We start from the raw sequence: 19,294 nt of genomic DNA, 5'->3' as shown, positions 1-19,294 counted from the left end.
ACGTGTCCGTACGGGGGTGTGGGCGCTGCGGCGGGGGCGGTGTCCTCGCGGCGCCCTCCCGGGGCGCGGCAGGCCTTCCCGCGGTGCCCGGCCGGTCCTCCGGACGCGGGCATGGAAGCGCCCGGTCGCTGGCGACGGGGGATGCACCAGCGACCGGGCTTTTAGAACCGTAACAAGAGATCCGCGGTTCGCAAATTCGATCGTGGAATTCCGGACGCGTATTTACCGGTCGGTGCGAGGAGTTGTGACCAGAGTCACGCCCGGCGCCCCGATCCGCGCCCCGCGGACCGCGGTCAGCTCAGCGTCACCTGACGGTTGGTGAGGCCGCCGCGGGCCCGGCGCTCCTCCGGCGTCAGCGGGGCGTCCGTGGCGAGCGCGGCGGCGAGCCGCTCCCCGAAGGCGGCGGCCGGCTTGGCCACGTCGTCGGCGCCCATTCCGGAGGGCAGGTCCCAGACCGGCACGACCAGGCCGTGGGCGCGGAACGAACCGACCAGACGGGTGCCTTCGCCGAGCGCGGACGTACCGGCCGCGTGCAGCCGCGACAGGGCGTCCAGCAGCTTCTCCTCCGGGTGGGCCATCACCCAGCGCAGGTGGTTCTTCTCGGGTGTCTCGCACCAGTAGGCGCCCTCCAGGCCGGCCAGCCGCGCGGTCGGGATGGCCGCGGCGTTCGCCCGCTCCAGGGAGGCGGCGACCTCGCCCGTCGCGTTCTCGGCGTCCTCCACCCAGAACTCGAAGCCGGTGTGCACCTGCGGCTCGAAGGGGGCGGCCGGGTCCAGCAGGTCCTGGAGGCGCGGGCCGTCCGCGGCCGCGCGCTCGGCGGCGACCGGGGTGCCGGGCTCGGCGGCCAGCGCGCGCCGCAGGGTGTCGGCGAGGTCGCGGCTGAGGTCACCCGAAGCGGTGTCGTTCTGCAGGCCGAGCAGCACGGCGCCGTTGTCGCGGCGCAACGCGGGCCAGGCCATCGGCAGGACGGTCGCCAGCGTCACCGAGGGGACGCCTTCGGGCAGCCCGTCCTTGAGCTTCAACTCGACCGTGGCGGCGGGCACCAGCTCGCGCAGCGCCACCCAGTCGCACTCGCCCTGGAGGCCCTCGAAGGGGCGGTGGACCAGCTCGGTCGCGGCGTGCGCCGCGGTCCGGCCGTGGCACGCCTTGTAGCGGCGGCCCGAGCCACAGGGGCAGGGCTCGCGCGCCCCGACGACGGGGATCTCGCCGTCCTTGATCTGCGGTGCTGCGGCCTTGGTCTGGGGACGGCGCTTCTTGGCCATGGCGAGGCGTTCTCCTGGTCGATCCTGGGCGTACGGACGCGTTTCGGCGCGAGCCTAGACGACTGTGCCCCGCACCGCGCCGAGCGCTGCGGCCCTCGGCCGCGGCGCCCGGCCGCCGCGGCCGGACGCGCCGTCCACCGCCCGCGACCGCGCCGGCCAACGGATGTGGTCCTCCGCCCCGCTCGCCGCCGTACGCCCGGGGCGCCGCACCGGCCGGCTGCTGTACGGCGCCGGGGCCACGGGCGCCCTGCCGCGTGCGTAGGCGGACCTGTGTGCCCCCGGAAGGAGGGCGGGCGCCTGGAAGCGCCGCATGGGCCCGCAGGCCCGGTGGGCGGCCGTACGACGGCGTCTGCCGGTGCTCCCGGGGCCGCCGCTACACCGGCTCGTCGAAGTCCGCGAAGGCCGGTTCGCCGATGAGGGTCGGCTCCCCGGCGGGCTCCGGCGTGCGCACGGGCCGGGCCAGGCCGGAAGCGGGGTCCGGGGCAAGGGCGTTCGGCAGCCCCGCGCGTATTCCGGCGGACAGCTCGGCGCTCAGGTCCGACGGTAGGTCAACGCGCGTAGCGAACGTGTCGCGGAGGCCGTGCAAGGTGAGCAGGGCCCAGACGGTCACTTCGTCCTCCGCGTCCCGCACGCCCCATTCCTTGGCGAGGGACCGGATGATCGCGAGCCCGCGGCCGCCCTTGGCGGTGACCGAGGGAGTGGCCGGAAGCGGCCGGGTCGCGCCGCCGCCGTCCGTGACCGAGATGGTCAACTGGCCGTGCGCGTCGATCCGCCACGCCGCCCGTACCGTGTCCGGCGCCGCGTCGCGGGCGCCCGGGGTCCCCAGCGCGCGGACCGGGCGGGCGTGCCGGCACGCGTTGCTCAGCAGTTCGGAGAGGATCAGCACCGCGTCGTCGACCACTGTGTCCTGAACCCCACTTGCCAGCAGTTCGTCCCGCATGCGTCGCCTGGCCGAACCGACCCCCGCCGGACCATGGGGAACGGCCATGACCGACGCCGTCGGCACCTCTTGTGCCACCATCAACGCCACCCCCGAGACCTCCTTTGCCCCACGCCACGGGATGAATGCCCCAATGGCCTGGACCGGAAACCGGCCAACACCCGTGCGGTGACGCACTCGTCACGATCGAATACGGGTCGAATGCGCCGGAGCACTCCCTGTGACAGTCGCTACGGCAGGCCCAGTTGGGTCCGTACCTGTTTGGGGCGGTTGGTAATGATTGCGTCCACTCCCAGGCGTTGACACAAGTCGACATCCGCCTCGTCGTTCACGGTCCAGACGTGCACCTGGTGGCCCGCGCGGTGCGCCCTGGCGACGTACTCGGGGTGGGCGCGCAGGATCCGGACGCCGGGCCCGGCGATGCCCACACCGGGCGGCAGCCGGCCGTCGCGGTGGCGCGGCGTCAGGAACTGCATGAGGTAGACACCAGGGATGTCGGGGGCCGCGGCCCGTACCCGGTGCAGCGACCGGGCCGAGAAACTCATCACCCGGACCGGCGGCGGACCCGCGTCCGACGCCTTGGTGTGGCCGAATCTCTCCAGTAGTGCGACCAGCCGCTCCTCCACCTGGCCGGCCCAGCGGGTGGGGTGCTTGGTCTCGATGGCCAGTTCGACGCGGCGGCCCGCGTCGGCGACGAGTTCGAGGAGCCGCTCCAGGGTCAGGACGGACGTGCGCTCCGGGTCCTCGTGCTGGCGGTCCGGCGCCTCGTCCGCCGCGTCCTCGCCCTCCTTCCAGGAGCCGAAGTCCAGGGCGGTGAGATCGGCCAGCTCCAGGGCGGAGACGGCGCCGCGTCCGTTGGAGGTGCGGTTGACCCGGCGGTCGTGTACGCAGACGAGGTGGCCGTCGGCGGTGAGCCGTACGTCGCACTCCAGTGCGTCGGCACCGTCCTCGATCGCCCGGCGGTAAGCGGCCAAAGTGTGTTCCGGTGCGTCCTCGGACGCGCCACGATGGGCTACGACGGAAATAGGGGAAGGCCCCGGGGTGTCGTCCCGGAGCGGGCGCGCGGTGGTCACCGGGTTATCGTGCCATCGCTCGCGGGCCCGGTGCCCTGTGCCCCACCTGATCCGCATAAGATCGGATACGTCGTTTTCGCCCGGCATAAAGGATGGGGAGATAGTCACAGCCTTGGCTTACGGCGCCCTGACGCGTGGTGGGAAAGGCTTGCACCCGTGACAGTCACCGGTACCACCTGTCCCTCGCCCGTACGCCAGGGTCCGACGCCGCAACCTGAACACCAACCCGCATCCTGAAGGGGAGGCCGGGCCGTGGCCCGGCACCGTCGCGAAGCTGAGGAGAGAGCCGTGAGCACCGAGAACGAGGGCGCCGCCGTCCCGCCGGAGGCCCAGCCGCCGACTGCGCCCCAGGCGTCGGACAGCGCACCCGAGTCCGGTGCGCCGGCTCCGCACGGCCCCGGCGCACCGGGCGCGCCGGACGAGCCGGAAGCGGCCCAGGCGCCCGCTTCCGCGCCCGCCGCCACGCCGCCGTCCGCCGGCTCCGCGCCGTCCGCGCCCCCGCCGCCGGAGTTCGCTCCGACGGCCGGGCAGGCGGGCCCGCAGCTCACGAAGCCCGAGCAGCCGGCGCACCCGCACCAGGCGGACCCCGCCCAGTCGCACGCGGGCGGCACGGGCGCGCCCCACCAGGCCGCGCCGCCTCCGTACGCGACGGCGGCGCACGGTGCCTCCGCCGGCGGCTGGGGCAGCCCCCCGCCGCCCGGATACGGAGGCGGTCCGGGCGACGTGTGGGGCGCCCCGGGCGCGCCCGCGCCCAAGAAGCGGCGCAACGGCGGCCTGATCGCGGCCGTCCTCGTGGCCGCGCTGGTGGCCGGCGGCATCGGCGGCGGCATCGGCTTCTGGGCAGCCAACCGGAACGACACCAGCTCCACCACGGTCTCCGCCTCCGGCGACCCCGAGGCGCTCAACCGCAAGCCCACCTCCGTCTCCGGGATAGCGCAGAAGGCGCTGCCGAGCGTCGTGACGATCGAGGCACAGGGCGCGACCGGCGAAGGCGGCACCGGCACCGGCTTCGTCTACGACAAGCAGGGCCACATCCTCACCAACAACCACGTCGTCGCCAGCGCCGCCCAGGGCGGCAAGCTGACCGCGACGTTCTCCAACGGCAAGAAGTACGACGCCGAGGTCATCGGCCGGGCCCAGGGCTACGACGTCGCCGTCGTCAAGCTCAAGAACCCCGCCGACGCCGACCTCGTACCGCTGCCGCTCGGCAAGTCGGCAAACGTCCAGGTGGGCGACGCGACGATCGCCATCGGCGCGCCCTTCGGCCTCTCCGGCACCGTCACGACCGGCATCATCAGCGCCAAGAACCGCCCGGTCGCCTCCAGCGACGGCGGCGGCGCCAGCCCCTCGTACATGAGCGCCCTCCAGACGGACGCCTCGATCAACCCGGGCAACTCCGGCGGCCCCCTGATGGACGCCACCGGCAGCGTCATCGGGATCAACTCGGCCATCCAGTCGGCGGGCAACGGCGGTGGCTTCGGCGGCGAGAGCAAGCAGTCCGGCAGCATCGGCCTGGGCTTCGCCATCCCGATCGACCAGGCCAAGCGCGTGGCGAACGACCTGATCAAGAAGGGTCAGCCGGTCTATCCCCAGATCGGCGCCCAGGTTCTGATGCGCGACACGGGCGACGGCGCGACCATCGCCCAGGACGGCATCGGCGGCTCGCCCGCGATCACCCCGAACGGCCCCGCCGACAAGGCCGGCCTGAAGCCCGGCGACGTCATCACCAAGCTGGACGACACGATCGTCGACAGCGGCCCGACCCTGATCAGCACGATCTACCAGCACCAGCCGGGCGACAAGGTGAAGCTCACCTTCACGCGCGGTGGCAAGGAGCAGACCGCCCAGGTGACCCTGGGCCAGCGCACGGGCGACAAGTGACGCGCTAGTCTGATCCCCGCGCCACCGGCCACCGGTGCCGCGGGGAGGTATGCCCGAGCGGCCTAAGGGAACAGTCTTGAAAACTGTCGTGAGGTAACCCCTCACCGTGGGTTCAAATCCCACTGCCTCCGCCGAAGCGCTGATACCGCGCCCGAGAGGGGCACCCGGTTCGTCCGGGTGCCCCTCTCGGCGTTCCCGGGTCGGCCGCTGCGGGTCACGGGCGGGCCGGTGGTGGTCACGGGCGGTGGATGCAGGCCGCCAGTGGGGCGTGGGCCTTCCAGCCGAGGGATTCGTACAGGGCGCGGCCCTCGTCGGTGGCGCCCAGGATGCCGAGGGCGGAGCCTTCGTCCAGGGCGTGGTCGGTGAGGGTGTGCATGACGTGGCGGCCCAGGCCGCGGCGGCGGTGGGCCGGTTCGGTGCTGACCTGGTCGATGACCGTGGCGTGGCCGATGACGGCCGCCTGGCCTTTTGCGGCGGGCTCGCCCGTCGGGGCGTGGACCTGTACGTAGGTGACGCCTTCGCGGGTCTGCGTGGTGGTGGTGTAGCCGTCGGGGAGGGCCGGGCGGTGCGCGGTTCGTAGGTCCACGGCCATGAGGTGCCCGGTCTCTGCCCTGTCGACCACCCAGCCCTCGGGCAGCCACGGTTCGACGACGTCCGGCTCCAGGGGCACCTTGAGCCAGGTGCGCGGCACGGTCACCGCGGTGGTGGCGGCCGCGCGTACCGAGGGCTCGTCCGGTTCGGGCAGTACATGGCGGCCCGCCTGGTGGGGCAGGCCCACTTCGATGTGCAGGCCCCATGGCTGTTCGGTCGGTCGGGGCGTGCGGCGTGACACGGCCCAGCCGGCCACCCAGGTCCTGACGAGTTCCGGAAGCATCGAGCTCTCCCCCGCGTAAAGGTAAGTGGTGAAGCTGCTGAGTGGAGATTACTCGGCGGGTGAGGGGAGGGGCATCCGGTTTCTGTGGGGCGGGTGGTGCCGGGGTCAACGGCGGGCGGCCGAGGCGATGGTGGCGCGGGCTTCGCGTTCGGTGAGACCCGTGTCGAGGGCGGCGGTGGTGAGGGCGGTGGCCATCTCCTGGCCCAGGCCCGACTCGTAGGCGCGGCAGGCTGCCCAGAAGAGGCGGGCGTTGCGCTGGCCGTCGGGAGAGGTGCGGACGAAGCGGAGGAGGGCGGGGGCGGGGTGAGGAGGAGGGGCGGGGGACGGCTTGGGCTGGTGAGAGGTGGGTGGCAGGCGGTGTAGGAGGGAGAGGAGCGCGGGCGGGGCCGGGGCGGGGGTCCGCGGGGTGCCGGGGACGAGGTGGTAACGGCCGCGGGAGGTCAGGGAGCCGGGGCCGACCAGGTAGCCGCCGGTGCCGCGGATGTCGATTCCCGGGGCGAGGCGGCCGGCGGAGTTCGGTACGGGCGGGGCGGGCGGGCCCGAGAAGTAGAGGTGGCGGCCGCCGCTGGGGGTGCGGACCGTGACGGTGGGCGGCAGCGCGAAGTGGTGCCCGGCGGCGAGGAGTCGCAGTGCCGTCAGGCCGTCGGCGCCGTGTTTGGTGTCCAGGTCGATGCCGATGAGGTGGTGCGGGGCCACTCCGCAGGCGATGCCGTACGCGGTGGCCCAGGGCGCGGCGGCGAAGAGGCGGCGCACGGCGAGCGGGTCCGGCGTCGCGTCGTGGATGCCGTGGCCGGGGCGGCCGCAGGCGCCGTGGCAGGGGGACGGGGCCGGGGCGGCGTGGTGCGGGGAGCGGACGGCGGGCAGTTTGGCGCGGGTCAGCGGGATGACGGAGTGGCCGCGGCCGGCCGCTACGAGGGCGTGGGTCAGGGCGGTGGCGTGGGGAGAGGCCATGGAGCTATTTTCGTATGGGCGTTCGAATTAAGGAAGAGGGTCCGGTGCCCCGGGCGAGGTGGGGCGGGCTCGCCGCTTGACAGCGCGCGTCTCCTGACGGACAGTCAGGAACCTTCCCTGGCAACCGTGGAGGGGGCGGCGGGCGTGGCCGGCGAGGACGAGGGACACGACGAGCTGTACGAACGGCTGAAGGCCTTCGAGGGCCGGGCCGCCGTGACGGCGGGCGAGGGCAAGGACCCCGTCAACGAGCCCATGATCCGCCACTGGTGCGAGGCCATGGGCGACACCAACCCCGCTTACCGGGGGCCCGGAGCCGTCGCCCCGCCGACGATGTTGCAGGCGTGGACGATGGGCGGCCTCTCCGGCCACCCGGGCCGCTCCGCCGCGTACGACGCGCTGTTCGCCCTGCTGGACGGGGCCGGTTGCACCGCGGTCGTGGCGACCGACTGCGAGCAGGAGTACCTGCGCCCGCTGCGGCCCGGCGACCGGATCACCTTCGACGCCGTCATCGAGGCGGTGTCGCGGCGCAAGACGACGAAGCTGGGGACCGGGTACTTCGTCACGACGCGCATGGACGTACGGGCGGACGGCGAACCGGCCGGGACGCACCGGTTCCGGATCCTCAAGTACGCGCCCGCGAGGCGGCCGGACGGGGTGGCGGCGGGCCGTACGGCAGCGGCCCGGGACAGGGCCGGTGGCGTGCGTCCCCGGCCCGTGGTCAACCGCGACAACGCCGGTTTCTGGGCCGGGGTCGCCGGGCACCGGCTGCTCATCCAGCGCTGCACGGACTGCGCGACGCTGCGTTTCCCCTGGCTGCCGGGGTGCAACCGCTGCGGCGGCGCGGGCTGGGACACCGTGGAGGCCGCCGGTACCGGCACGGTGTTCTCGTACGTCGTGATGCACCACCCGCCCTTCCCGGCCTTCGACCCGCCGTACGCGGTCGGGCTGATCGAACTCACCGAAGGAGTACGGATGGTGGCAGGCGTCGTCGGGGTGCCGCCCGGGAAGGTGCGCATCGGAATGCCCGTACGACTGGAGTTCCGCGCCGTGGACGAGGACCTGGTGCTGCCCGTCTTCAACGGCGGCGGGGGGCGGGCATGAGGACCGGCGACGAGCTGCCGCCGCTGACCGTCCCCGTCACCCGCACCCTCATCGTCGCCGGGGCGGTCGCCTCCCGCGACTACCAGGACGTGCACCACGACGCCGAGGCGGCCAGGGCGAAGGGCGCCCCGGACGTCTTCATGAACATCCTGACGACGAACGGCCTCGTGGGCCGCTACGTCACGGACCACTTCGGCCCGCATGCCGTGCTGCGCAAGGTCGCGATCCGCCTCGGTGCCCCCAACTACCCGGGCGACGAGCTGGAGCTGACCGGGACGGTCACCTCGCTGGCCGGCGGCACGGCGCAGGTGCGGGTCGTGGGCACCAACCGGCTCGGCCGCCACGTCACCGGCGCCGTCACCGTCACCGTGCCGGGCCTTCCGGGGCCGCCGGGCACGGAAGGCCCGCGGGGCCCGGAGTACGGGGAGGCCACGCCGTGAGCCTGCGCCGCGCGGACACGCTCGGCGGCCGGGCCGCCATCGCCGGCATCGGGGCGACCGAGTTCTCCAAGGATTCGGGGCGCAGCGAACTGAAGCTGGCCGTCGAAGCCGTACGGGCCGCCCTCGACGACGCCGGCCTGGGACCGGACGACGTGGACGGCCTGGTCACCTTCACGATGGACACCAGCCCCGAGATCACCGTCGCCCAGGCGGCCGGCATCGGCGAGCTGTCCTTCTTCTCCCGCGTCCACTACGGCGGCGGCGCGGCCTGCGCGACCGTCCAGCAGGCGGCCCTCGCGGTGGCGTCCGGGATCGCCGAAGTGGTGGTCTGCTACCGGGCGTTCAACGAGCGCTCCGGCCGCCGTTTCGGCTCCGGCGTGCAGCGGCGCGAACCGTCCGCCGAGGGCGCGGCGCTCGGCTGGAACCTGCCCGCCGGGCTGCTGACCCCCGCCTCCTGGGTCGCCATGGCCGCTCAGCGGTACCTGTACGCGTACGGGCTCACCCCGGACGTGTTCGGGCAGGTCGCGGTCGCAGGCCGGCGGTACGCGGCGCGCAACCCCGCCGCGTACTTCCACGGCAGGCCGATCACCCTCGCCGACCACGCCGCCTCCCGCTGGATCGTGGAGCCGCTGCGGCTGCTGGACTGCTGCCAGGAGACGGACGGCGGGCAGGCCCTCGTGGTGACCTCGCTCGAACGGGCCCGTGACCTGCCGAAGGCGCCCGCGGTGATCACCGCCGCCGCGCAGGGCGCGGGCCGCGCCCAGGAGCAGATGACCAGCTTCTACCGGGACGGCCTGACCGGGCTGCCGGAGTCGGCCGTGGTGGCGCGGCAGCTGTGGCGTACGAGCGGGCTGCGGCCGGCGGACATCGACGTCGGCATCCTCTACGACCACTTCACCCCGTTCGTGCTGATGCAGCTGGAGGAGTTCGGCTTCTGCGGGCCGGGCGAGGCGGCGGATTTCACGGCCGAGGGGGTGCTGCCGCTCAACACGCACGGCGGACAGCTGGGCGAGGCGTACCTGCACGGCATGAACGGCATCGCGGAGGCGGTGCGGCAGGTGCGCGGCAGCTCCGTCAACCAGGTGCCGGGGGCCGCCCGCGTACTGGTCACCGCCGGTACGGGCGTACCGACGTCCGGACTGGTGCTCACCGCGGACGGTTGAGAGGCGGTGTCCGCAGCCGCGCGTCCACGGCCCGCCCAGCCGTTTCGCACGCCCCTGCGATGAGGCCCCCAGACGGCTGAATGCGCGCGGCGGCGGGCGTGTCCGGCGGACCGCGCCCCTTGACCGGTCTTTGACTCCCGGTATGGGATCGACAAAGAAGATCATCCGACGGAGCGCCCCGCGCCCCACCGCCTTGCTCACGGCCCTGCTCACAGCCCTGCTCGGCCTGCTGGCCACCCTCCTGGCCCCGGCCGCCGGAGCGGAACCCGACCGGACCGGGCCGCGCGGCCCGAACGTGTTCCAGGGCTGGGCGTTCGACACCTGCAAGGCGCCTTCGCTGAGCACCCTGCAAGCGTGGAAGCACTCCAAGTACCGCGGCATCGGCATCTACTTCGGCGGCCGCGGCCGGGCCTGCCCCAACCAGCCGAACCTGACCCCCGGCTGGGTGCGCTCCGCCCACCGCGCGGGCTGGCGGATGCTGCCGCTCTACGTCGGCTCGCAGGCGCCCTGCGTCGTCAACAAGCACAAGCGCAAGATCACCATCGGCAGCAACCCGTCCCAGGTGGGCGCGAGCGAGGGCCGGGACGCGGTGCGGCGGGCCCAGGCGCTGGGGATCGCCCCGGACAGCGCGCTGTACCTGGACATGGAGGCGTACAGCCTGGGCAGCGCTTCCTGCACCGGCAGGACGCTGAGCTACATCACCGCCTGGAACCGTGAGGTCGCCGGCCAGGGCTATGTGCCCGGCTTCTACAGCAGCGCCGACTCCGGTGTGCGGCACATGGAGCGGGCGCGGCAGGCGGGTACCCGGGACCTGCCGTCGGTGATGTGGTTCGCGCGCTGGCACACCAAGCCGAATCTGTACGGCGAGCCCGAGCTGTCCAGCCAGGCGTGGCGCCCGCACCGCCGGATCCACCAGTACGCGGGCAACGTCCCCGAGACGCACGGCGGGCACCGGCTGGTCATCGACCGGAACCAGGTGGACGCGCCGGTCGCGGTGATCCGGTAGGAACCTCAGGACAGGGGTCCCGGCCTGGCCGTAAGTCGGGACGGGACCCTGACGGGGAGGGGCGGCCGTCCGCCTTTAGGAGGTGGGGACAGCCCCAGCCGTACAACTTGAGAGGGAGGGGGCTTCGGCACCTGGGGGCGATCCGTGGTGGTGCCCCACGCTTCTAGCGTTGGAGCATGACCACGCCAGTGTGCACCAGCGCTTCCAGCGCCGCTGTGTTCCCGTCGTTCTCTTCGTACGTACGGGCCCGCGGGCCGGTGCTGCTGCGGACCGCCCGCTCGCTCACCGCCAACCCGAGCGACGCGGAGGACCTGCTGCAGACCGCGCTGACCAAGACGTTCGTGGCGTGGGAGCGGATCGAGGACCACCGGGCGCTGGACGGCTACGTACGCCGCGCCCTGCTGAACACCCGCACCTCGCAGTGGCGCAAGCGCAAGGTCGACGAGTTCGCCTGCGAGGAGATACCCGAGCCGGACCCGCTGCCGGCGCCCGACCCGGCCGAGGCCCAGGTGCTGCGGGACGCGATGTGGCGGGCGGTGCTGCGGCTGCCGGCGCGGCAGCGGGCCATGGTCGTGCTGCGGTACTACGAGGACCTGAGCGAGGCGCAGACGGCGGAGGTGCTGGGGGTCTCGGTCGGCACGGTCAAGAGCGCGGTCTCCCGCGCCCTGGCCAAGCTCCGCGAGGACCCGGAACTGGCCGTCGCGGCGTAGGCCGCGGAGCCGGCCTCTCGCGGCGCGGGCCTCACAGCAGCCGGACCGCGTCGCCCTGCCGGATCCGTCCCGGCCGTACGACCTGCGCGTACACCCCCGCGCACGGCTGCGGGCCCATCCCTTCCATCGGCACCACCCGGTTGTGCCGTGCGGGCACCCGTAGCGCGTCGGGGTCGCGCGGCAGCCCGCCGTGCTCCAGCGTCGGCACGGCGCAGCGCGGCGTGCGGGCCACGACCCGGAGGGTGAGGTCGTCGCCGATGCGCAGTTCGCGTCCCGGCCAGTCGTTCTCCACGAAGCCGGCGGCCTCGGTGCGGATGACGATGTTGGGGCGGTAGCGCTCCGCCTCGACGGTGGTGGCCCGCGGGCCGAGTTCGGTGATCCGGTCCAGCGTGGCGCGGGTGATCAGGTGCAGCGGGGCGAAGTCGAAGAAGGTGCCCGCGGGGGATTGCGAGCCGATCTCCAGCGTCTCCTGGCCCACCTCGGCCGCCGGCCCCGCGTCCAGCACCTCTTCGGGGCGGGAGCGTTCCAGGGTGGCGCCCTCGGGCGGCGTGCCGGTCAGGGTGACGGGCTGCCCGAGGTGGGCGGAGAGCGTCTTGTCGACGTGCGCGTCGGTGGAGCGCACGGTCCGTCCCGAGGGGAGCGTGATGCGTACGGCGCCGTCGATGACCTCGGCGCGCAACTTCAGCAAGTCGCGCCACAATCGCGGGTTCTTGGCGCTTGCGACCTGGCCCGATGTGCGGTGCACCAGTGCCAGCGCCCGGTCCCCCGCCAGCCCCTCGGCGCCCGCCTCGGCGTCCGGAACCTCCTCGCCGAGCAGCGATTTCACCGGATACCGCCACAGCGTGGTCACCGTTCCCACCATCGTCCCCATACCTCCAGGCTGCCACGACCGTAGTGTCCGAGACTCCTGATTTCTCCGTGCGGGGGTGACATACCGCGTGGTACGGCGACAGAATCGGCGCGCAACCCTACCCGCGCGTAACCCGGTCCTTCGGGAGGCCCCCCGGTGCTGAGCACGATGCAGGACGTACCGCTGACAGTGACCCGCATTCTTGAGCACGGGGCGGTGGTGCACGGCTCCGCCGAGGTGGTGACGTGGACCGGGGACGCGGCGGGACCGCACCGGCGCACCTACCGGGACGTGGGGCTGCGCTGCGCCCAGCTGGCCCACGCGCTCCGCGACGAACTGGGCGTCCGGGGCGACGAACGTGTCGCCACCCTTATGTGGAACAACGCCGAGCACGTGGAGGCGTACCTCGCCATTCCCTCCATGGGCGCGGTGCTGCACACCCTCAACCTGCGGCTGCCGGTCGAACAACTGGTGTGGATCGTCAACCACGCGGCGGACCGGGTCGTCCTGGTCAACGGCAGCCTGCTGCCGCTGCTGGCGCCGCTGCTGCCGCATCTGCCCACGGTCGAGCACGTCGTCGTCTCCGGCGCCGGCGACCGCTCCGTACTGGAAGGCAGCGGCGCACACGTCCACGAGTACGAGGAACTGCTCGCCGGCCGCTCCCAGCGCTACGACTGGCCGGAGATCGACGAGCGGCAGGCCGCCGCGCTCTGCTACACCTCCGGCACGACCGGCGACCCCAAGGGCGTGGCCTACAGCCACCGCTCGCTCTACCTGCACTCGATGCAGGTCAACAACGCCGAGGCGTTCGCACTGGGCGCACAGGACATCGCGCTGCCCGTGGTGCCCATGTTCCACGTCAACGCCTGGGGCCTGCCGCACGCCTCGTTCATGGCGGGCGCCTCGCTGCTGATGCCGGACCGCTTCCTGCAGCCCGCGCCGCTCGCCGAGATGATCGAGACGGTACGGCCGACCATCGCCGCCGCCGTGCCCACCATCTGGCAGGGCCTGCTCGGCGAGCTGGACGCCACCAAGCGCGACGTGACGTCGCTGCGCAACGTCGTCATCGGCGGTTCCGCGTGTCCCCCCACCCTGATGCGCGCCTTCGAGGAGCGCCACGGGCTGCGCGTGGTGCACGCCTGGGGCATGACCGAGACCTCGCCGCTCGGCTCGGTCTCGCACCCGCCGGCCGGCGTGCGCGGCGAGGAGGAGTGGGCCTACCGCGCGACGCAGGGCCGCTTCCCGGCCTCCGTGGAGGCCCGGCTGATCGGCCCCGGCGGCGAGCACCTGCCGTGGGACGGGGAGTCGGCGGGCGAGCTGGAGGTGCGCGGGCCGTGGATCGCGGGCGCGTACTACGGCGGCGCGGACGGCGCCGACCTGCGCCCCGAGGACAAGTTCAGCCCCGACGGCTGGCTGCGCACCGGCGACGTCGGCACCATCACGCCGGACGGCTACCTGACCCTGACCGACCGGGCCAAGGACGTCATCAAGTCGGGCGGCGAGTGGATCTCCTCGGTGGAGCTGGAGAACCACCTGATGGCGCACCCGGAGATCGCGGAGGCGGCCGTGGTGGCCGTACCGGACGACAAGTGGGGCGAACGCCCGCTGGCCGCCGTGGTCCTGCGGGACGGCGCGAGCGCCGGGTTCGAGGAGCTGCGGGCCTTCCTCGGCGAGCGGGTGGCGCGCTGGCAGCTGCCGGAGCGGTGGACGGCGGTGGCGGCCGTACCGAAGACGAGCGTCGGCAAGTTCGACAAGAAGGTGCTGCGCAAGCAGTACGCGGACGGGGAGCTGACGGTCACGCGCGTGGGCTGAGCCCGGCGGCGCGGGGACATCCGGGAGGGGCTGTCCGCGCGGGCGGCCCCTCCCGGTCGCTCAGTTCGTACCGATCTTGGCGAGCAGGTCGACGATCCGGGACTGCACCTCCGCGCTCGTCGAGCGCTCCGCCAGGAAGAGCACGGTCTCGCCCGCCGCGAGCCGCGGCAGCTGGGCCGGGTCCAGGTCGGCCGAGGTGTAGACGACCAGCGGGGTGCGGTTGAGCAGGCCGTTCGAGCGCAGCCAGTCGACGATCCCGGCCCGGCGGCGGCGCACCTGCATCAGGTCCATCACCACCAGGTTCGGCGGGGTCTGCGCGGCCAGCGTGACCGCGTCCGCGTCCGTCGCGGCCCGCGCGACCTGCATCCCGCGCCGCTCCAGCGACGCCGTCAGCGCGCCCGCGACGGCGTCGTTCTCCTCGGTCAGCAGGACGCGCGGCGGGTGCTGTTCGCTGTCGCGCGGGGCGAGCGCCTTCAGGAGCACGGCCGGGTCGGCGCCGTACGCGGCCTCCCGGGTCGCCTGCCCGAGCCCCGCGGTCACCAGGACCGGCACCTCGGCCGCCACCGCCGCCGTACGCAGCGACTGGAGGGCGGTACGGGTGATCGGCCCGGTCAGCGGGTCGACGAACAGCGCCGCCGGATACGCGGCGATCTGCGCGTCCACCTCCTCACGGGAGTTGACGATCACCGGGCGGTAGCCGCGGTCGCTCAGCGCCTGCTGGGTGGAGACGTCGGGGGCGGGCCACACCAGCAGCCGGCGCGGATTGTCCAGCGGCTCCGGCGGCAGCTCGTCGTCCATCGGCTGCGGCGGGTGCTCCGTCACCTCGACGGCGCCGTTCGGGCCGTCCAGCGGCTCGGGGCCCTCGCTGCCCTCGTCGGGCGCGGAGACCGCGAAGGCGCGCCCCTCGGAGCTGTTCAACAGGTGCTGCTGCGGTTGCTGTTGCGCCTGGCCGGGCGCGTGGCCGCCGGGCTGCGGGTGCGGGCGGGCCTCGGCGAGCGCCGCGTCGGACGCGGCCGTACGCTCCGCCTCCTGCGGCTGGGCCAGCTTGCGCCGGCGGCCCGAACCGGCCGCGGGGGTGCCGGCGGCCGGGCCCCCGGGTGCGGCCTGGCTGCCGGGTGCGGCCTGGTGCTGCTGGTCGGCCGGCTGCTGCGAGAACGGCACGCCCTGCCCGAGCGTGCGCACGCTGAACGCGCGCCCGTGGGAGTGGCCCGCTGCGGGGCCGCCGGCCGTGTCGTCGTCCTCGGCCGCCTCGGGGGAAGCGGGCGCGGGCTGCGGCTGCCGGGGAGCTGCCGGGGCCTGTGCGGGCCCCTGGGCGCCGCCGGGACCGTCGGCTGCCGTGCCGGTACCGGCCGCTTCGGCGGGCCCGGTGGCGGGCTGCCGGGCCTGCTCCGCCTCCACCGGGCTGGGACGGCCGCGCCGCCGACCGGTCGGTGCGGGCGGCACGTCGGCGGCCGCCGGAGCGGCCTCGGCGCCTGCCGTGGGCCCGCCCTCGGCAGGGTGTGCCACCAGGCCCTCGGGCCCGGCCACGAACGTGCCCGTCGACTCGGAGTCGGCCATCGCGGCCGCCGCCCGCTCCTCGGCAGCGGCCCGCCGCGCGCGGCGCCGTCCGGTCGGTTCGGGACCCCAGCCGCCCTCGGGGGCGGCCGGGTCGTGCGCGCCCGCGTCCTCCGCCGTACCCGGGTGCGCCCGGCGGCGGCCCGTACCCGTGTTCTCCTGCGCGTCCGCGGCCTGCCCCGACGCCTGTCCCGGCACGGTCGGCCGCGCGGGCAGGGGGGACTGCGGAAGCTGGTCGGCGGCCGCCGGCGGCAGCGCGAAGGCCGAGTGCCGGTGGGGTGCCGGGGCCTGCTGCTGGTCCGGTACCGGCCGTTCGGCCGTGTCGGCCAGCGCCCGGCGCGCCCGCCGCCCGGACGGCGGCACCTGGCCCTGGGGGGCCTGCCCCTGCGCGGCGCTCGCGAGCGCCGGGAGCGCGGGCCGCGCGGCGTTCTCCGGTACGTCCTGCGCTACGTCCGGCCGCCGGCCACCGGGCGGTACGACCTCGGCCCCCGCCATGCCCTGCGGCATCCCGGACGCGCCCGGGGCCCCCGGCTCCGCGCCCGGACGCCCGCCGCCCGGGCCGCTGCCGCCGGAACCCGGCCCCTGCGCATCCGCTTCACTACGGGCCCGGGGCACCTGGCCGCTGCCGTTACCGGCCGCGGCGGCGGGGCCCCCGCCCGGCTGCTGCTGGGCCGGCACGTCCGCCCGGCGCGCACGCCGGCGCCCGGTCGGCGTGTCCTCGGCCGCGCCACCGTCCGTACCGCCGTCCGGCGCACCGGCCCCACCGGCCCCGGCCGCCGCACGCACACCGGCACCGGCGGGGCGTGCCCCGGCGTCCCCCTGCGTCTGCGTCCCCCGGGCCCGCTCGGCGGGCACCGGCATCACGGTCGTCTCGTTGCCCGTCGCCTCGCGCGCCCGGTCGGCGCCCGCGGCACCGGCCACCGGCGCGCCACCGGCCGAGACCGGCACTTCGAGCACGTACGCGCTGCCGCCCGCGCCCGGCACCTGGTGCGTCTGGAGCACACCGCCGTGCTGCCGCACGATGCCGCGCACGATGGGCGCGTGGACCGGGTTGCCGCCGCCGTACGGGCCGCGCACCTCGATCCGTACGACCTCACCGCGCTGCGCGGCGGCCACCACGATCGTCGAGTCCCCGGAAGCGGCGGCCGTACCGTCCTCGGCGCCGCCCGCCGCCTTGCCCGTGGCGTCCACGCCCGCCACGTCCGCGATCAGGTGCGACAGGGCCTGGGCGAGCCGGGCCGCGTCCACCTCGGCGTCGATCGGCGGCGCGTGCACGGCGAACTGCGCGCGCCCGGGGCCGATCAGCTCGATCGCGCCCTCGACACCGGCCGCCACCACCCCGTCGAGCGACACCTTCGCCCGGTCGAGGCGCTCACCGCCCGCGTCCAGCCGCTGGTAGCTCAGCACGTTGTCGACCAGCGTCGTCATCCGCGCGTACCCGGCGGCCAGGTGGTGCAGGATCTGGTTCGCCTCCGGCCACAGCTGCCCGGCCGGGTCGGCGGCGAGCGTGCCCAGCTCGGCCTTCAGCTCCTCCAGCGGCCCGCGCAGCGACTGGTCCAGCACGGCCAGCAGCTGCGAGTGGCGCGCCGCCAGCGCGTCGTACGGACGCCGGTCGGTGAACGTCATCACCGCGCCGACGAGCTGGTCGCCGTCGCGTACCGGCGCGGTCGTCAGGTCCACCGGGACCGACCGCCCGTCCTTGGCCCACAGCGCCTGCCCCCGCACCCGGTGCTTGCGCCCGGACCGCAGGGAGTCGGCGAGCGGCGTCTCCTCCCAGGGCAGCGGCGTGCCGTCCGCCCGCGAGTGGTGGATCAGCGGGTGCAGCTCCTTGCCGCCCAGCTCGCTCGCCCGGTAGCCCAGGATCTGCGCGGCGGACGGGTTGACGAGGACGACCTTGCCGTCGGAGTCGACGCCGACCACACCCTCGGCCGCGGCGCGCAGGATCATCTCGGTCTGCCGCTGCTGGCGGGCCAGCTCGGTCTCGGTGTCGAGCGTGCCGGTCAGGTCCCGTACGACGAGCATCAGCAGCTCGTCGCCGGTGTAGCCGTTGCGGTGGTCGGCGTACGCGGCCTCGAAGGCGGACTCGTACGGGGTGCGGCCGTCCTCCAGGTTGGCGCTGGTCACCTCGACCAGCAGTTCGCTGCCGTCGGTGCGCCGCGCGACCATCCGCGTCGGCTTCGTGCGCGGCCCCTGCTCCTGCTCGTCGTGGCGCCGCATCGAACCGGGGATGCGCTTGGAGTCGAAGGACGGCAGCAGGTCGAGCAGCCCGCGGCCCACCAGGGCGGTGCCCGGCGCCTCGAAGGTCTCCAGGGCGATGGCGTTGGCGTTGACGACCGTGCCGTTGCAGTTCACCAGCAGCAACGCGTCGGGCAGGGCGTCGAGTATGGCTGCGAGGCGAGCAGCGCCTCGGGATGGCCTGCTGCTCACGACGACGCTTCCTCCCTGAGTTACCGCACCTTGCCGAGCCCGCCGCCACGTCCGCAGCGGGTCACTGGAAAGGAGTCTACGGGCACCGGATGTGGACGCGGAGACGGATCACGAGGAGGTAATGCCACGGGATTGTGCGACTCGCCGCACGCCCGACATGTGCCCCGCGTCCTGAACTGGCCCGCTTCCGCGTCACGAACCGGCCGGGGGCAGCACCGGCACGAACCGGTCCCAGCGTCCGATCTCACAGCCGTTGGTGCGCTTGAACTGGGCGTTGACCGGGCGCCCCGCCCAGGTTCCGGTGATCCGCGCGGTGGCGGGCCCGCCGTACTGCATCGTGCACTTGCTGTCCTTCGGCACGCCCGCGAACGCGTCCCTGCCCCACCGGGTCAGGCTGTCCAGCTTGTCGCAGGCGCCGCGCGCGTCGGTGTGGGTGCCGCGCGCCGGGTGGCAGTACAGCTCGCGCCGGCCGTCCATGGCCGCCTTGCCGGAGTCGGCGACGGTGATCGTCAGGTGGTCGGCGGGGCGCGGCAGCGGGCGGGGCGCCGCCGCGGACGGGACGCCGACCAGGATGTCGGCGGGAGCGGAAGTGGCGGCCGGGGCCGCCAGGGCGAGGGCGGCGGTGGCGGTGGTGGCAGCCGTGGCGAGGCGGGACAGCCGGCGGATCGGCATCGCGGACTCCAGGTCGTACGGGGACAGGGCCGGGGCCGGTACGGGGGCGTTCCCGCCGGGACCCGTCCCGTCCCCGCAGCGTCTAACGCGCCGCACGGGCCGACGTTGCGCGCCGCCGCCCGCCCGGCCCGATGTCCGAACCCCGTTCGATTACCCACTCCCGTGCGCGACCGCCGTACGCCTCGCCCGCCTCCCCGCCGCCTCCGAATCGCGGCCGAAAGACCTTTGCCGGGCGGCCGGTGCCCCGAGTACCGTGGGGGCCGATTGGTGACAGCCCGCCGAGCTGTGCCATCATCTGGTCACGCCACATCGCGCTTGCGCGCGGTCGGGGTGTGTGGAGGCGTCGCCTAGTCCGGTCTATGGCGCCGCACTGCTAATGCGGTTTGGGTTTTAAAGCCCATCGAGGGTTCAAATCCCTCCGCCTCCGCTGTGTCGAGTTCGGGCCCCGGTCACCACGACCGGGGCCCGAACGCGTTTCCGCGTCCGTACGGAACGCGAACACCTCGGCACCGGCACGCGGCACACCGCCGCCGCACCGCCCCGTACGACACTGGCCGGAACCCCCCGGGCGCACACGC

The 19,294-nt window shown here is 74.4% G+C and carries 16 protein-coding genes and 2 tRNA genes; 10 read left to right on the top strand and 8 right to left on the bottom strand.

The window, feature by feature from the left end; genetic code table 11:
- Positions 1 to 293: 293 nt before the first annotated feature.
- Positions 294 to 1,262 carry a DUF5926 family protein gene (locus tag ACH4K4_RS05370; RefSeq protein WP_398164966.1) on the bottom strand — a complete coding sequence of 323 codons (969 nt, stop codon included), beginning with the start codon at positions 1,260 to 1,262 and terminating at the stop codon, positions 294 to 296.
- 64 nt (positions 1,263 to 1,326) lie between these two features.
- On the opposite strand from ACH4K4_RS05370, the gene ACH4K4_RS05365 reads away from it, so the two are divergent.
- Positions 1,327 to 1,524, top strand: a complete 198-nt coding sequence (locus tag ACH4K4_RS05365) for a hypothetical protein (RefSeq protein WP_398164965.1) — start codon at positions 1,327 to 1,329, stop codon at positions 1,522 to 1,524.
- 111 nt (positions 1,525 to 1,635) lie between these two features.
- On the opposite strand, the gene ACH4K4_RS05360 is transcribed toward ACH4K4_RS05365, so the two are convergent.
- Together ACH4K4_RS05360 and ACH4K4_RS05355 are read right to left on the bottom strand one after the other, a co-directional pair.
- Positions 1,636 to 2,202, bottom strand: coding sequence for an ATP-binding protein (locus ACH4K4_RS05360; RefSeq protein WP_398164964.1), 567 nt, complete (start codon positions 2,200 to 2,202; stop codon positions 1,636 to 1,638).
- A 230-nt stretch (positions 2,203 to 2,432) separates the two neighbouring features.
- Entirely contained in the window at positions 2,433 to 3,275 is an 843-nt protein-coding gene (locus ACH4K4_RS05355; RefSeq protein WP_398164963.1) for a glycerophosphodiester phosphodiesterase, read from the bottom strand.
- 288 nt (positions 3,276 to 3,563) lie between these two features.
- Here ACH4K4_RS05355 and ACH4K4_RS05350 point away from each other — a divergent pair, with 288 nt between their 5' ends.
- A complete protein-coding gene (locus ACH4K4_RS05350) occupies positions 3,564 to 5,156 on the top strand; it encodes a S1C family serine protease (protein WP_398164962.1) in 1,593 nt (530 codons plus the stop codon).
- Between the two features lie 43 nt (positions 5,157 to 5,199).
- Positions 5,200 to 5,287, top strand: a tRNA-Ser gene (locus ACH4K4_RS05345).
- 104 nt (positions 5,288 to 5,391) lie between these two features.
- Here the strand turns inward: ACH4K4_RS05345 and ACH4K4_RS05340 are convergent.
- Both ACH4K4_RS05340 and ACH4K4_RS05335 read right to left on the bottom strand, forming a co-directional pair.
- Positions 5,392 to 6,030: a GNAT family N-acetyltransferase gene (locus ACH4K4_RS05340; protein ID WP_398164960.1), complete on the bottom strand. Its 639-nt coding sequence runs from the start codon at positions 6,028 to 6,030 to the stop codon at positions 5,392 to 5,394.
- A gap of 105 nt (positions 6,031 to 6,135) precedes the next feature.
- On the bottom strand, positions 6,136 to 6,981 hold the full coding sequence (locus ACH4K4_RS05335; RefSeq protein WP_398164959.1) for a bifunctional DNA primase/polymerase: 846 nt from the start codon (positions 6,979 to 6,981) through the stop codon (positions 6,136 to 6,138).
- A 126-nt stretch (positions 6,982 to 7,107) separates the two neighbouring features.
- Between ACH4K4_RS05335 and ACH4K4_RS05330 the strand changes: the two genes are divergently transcribed.
- From ACH4K4_RS05330 to ACH4K4_RS05310, 5 genes are all read left to right on the top strand, one after another.
- The gene (locus tag ACH4K4_RS05330) at positions 7,108 to 8,082 is read left to right on the top strand and encodes a bifunctional MaoC family dehydratase N-terminal/OB-fold nucleic acid binding domain-containing protein (RefSeq protein ID WP_398164958.1); all 975 of its coding nucleotides are present in this window, start codon (positions 7,108 to 7,110) and stop codon (positions 8,080 to 8,082) included.
- Positions 8,079 to 8,522, top strand: coding sequence for a MaoC family dehydratase (locus ACH4K4_RS05325; RefSeq protein WP_398164957.1), 444 nt, complete (start codon positions 8,079 to 8,081; stop codon positions 8,520 to 8,522). The genes ACH4K4_RS05330 and ACH4K4_RS05325 overlap by 4 nt, the downstream gene beginning before the upstream one ends.
- Entirely contained in the window at positions 8,519 to 9,685 is a 1,167-nt protein-coding gene (locus tag ACH4K4_RS05320; protein WP_398164956.1) for a lipid-transfer protein, read from the top strand. Before ACH4K4_RS05325 ends, ACH4K4_RS05320 begins: the two co-directional genes overlap by 4 nt.
- A gap of 142 nt (positions 9,686 to 9,827) precedes the next feature.
- Complete coding sequence (locus tag ACH4K4_RS05315; protein ID WP_398164955.1) at positions 9,828 to 10,691, top strand: DUF1906 domain-containing protein; 864 nt, start codon at positions 9,828 to 9,830, stop codon at positions 10,689 to 10,691.
- A gap of 176 nt (positions 10,692 to 10,867) precedes the next feature.
- Positions 10,868 to 11,401: a SigE family RNA polymerase sigma factor gene (locus ACH4K4_RS05310; protein WP_398164953.1), complete on the top strand. Its 534-nt coding sequence runs from the start codon at positions 10,868 to 10,870 to the stop codon at positions 11,399 to 11,401.
- 31 nt (positions 11,402 to 11,432) lie between these two features.
- On the opposite strand, the gene ACH4K4_RS05305 is transcribed toward ACH4K4_RS05310, so the two are convergent.
- Complete coding sequence (locus ACH4K4_RS05305) at positions 11,433 to 12,272, bottom strand: MOSC domain-containing protein (protein WP_398164952.1); 840 nt, start codon at positions 12,270 to 12,272, stop codon at positions 11,433 to 11,435.
- Positions 12,273 to 12,407: 135 nt separating this feature from the next.
- Between ACH4K4_RS05305 and ACH4K4_RS05300 the strand changes: the two genes are divergently transcribed.
- Positions 12,408 to 14,063 (top strand): long-chain fatty acid--CoA ligase, encoded by a 1,656-nt coding sequence (locus ACH4K4_RS05300; RefSeq protein WP_398164950.1) that lies wholly within the window; start codon positions 12,408 to 12,410, stop codon positions 14,061 to 14,063.
- A gap of 60 nt (positions 14,064 to 14,123) precedes the next feature.
- Here the strand turns inward: ACH4K4_RS05300 and ACH4K4_RS05295 are convergent, their stop codons facing one another.
- Both ACH4K4_RS05295 and ACH4K4_RS05290 read right to left on the bottom strand, forming a co-directional pair.
- Complete coding sequence (locus ACH4K4_RS05295; protein WP_398164948.1) at positions 14,124 to 18,044, bottom strand: PAS domain-containing protein; 3,921 nt, start codon at positions 18,042 to 18,044, stop codon at positions 14,124 to 14,126.
- A gap of 192 nt (positions 18,045 to 18,236) precedes the next feature.
- Positions 18,237 to 18,812 carry an SSI family serine proteinase inhibitor gene (locus ACH4K4_RS05290; protein ID WP_398164946.1) on the bottom strand — a complete coding sequence of 192 codons (576 nt, stop codon included), beginning with the start codon at positions 18,810 to 18,812 and terminating at the stop codon, positions 18,237 to 18,239.
- Between the two features lie 240 nt (positions 18,813 to 19,052).
- Here ACH4K4_RS05290 and ACH4K4_RS05285 point away from each other — a divergent pair.
- A tRNA-Ser gene (locus ACH4K4_RS05285) sits at positions 19,053 to 19,143 on the top strand.
- Positions 19,144 to 19,294 lie beyond the last annotated feature (151 nt).

The organism is Streptomyces sp. NPDC017529 (genome assembly GCF_044329785.1).
Lineage (GTDB): Bacteria > Actinomycetota > Actinomycetes > Streptomycetales > Streptomycetaceae > Streptomyces.
Note: the sequence above shows the minus strand (reverse complement) of the source record. Positions and strands in the feature narration are given on the sequence as shown.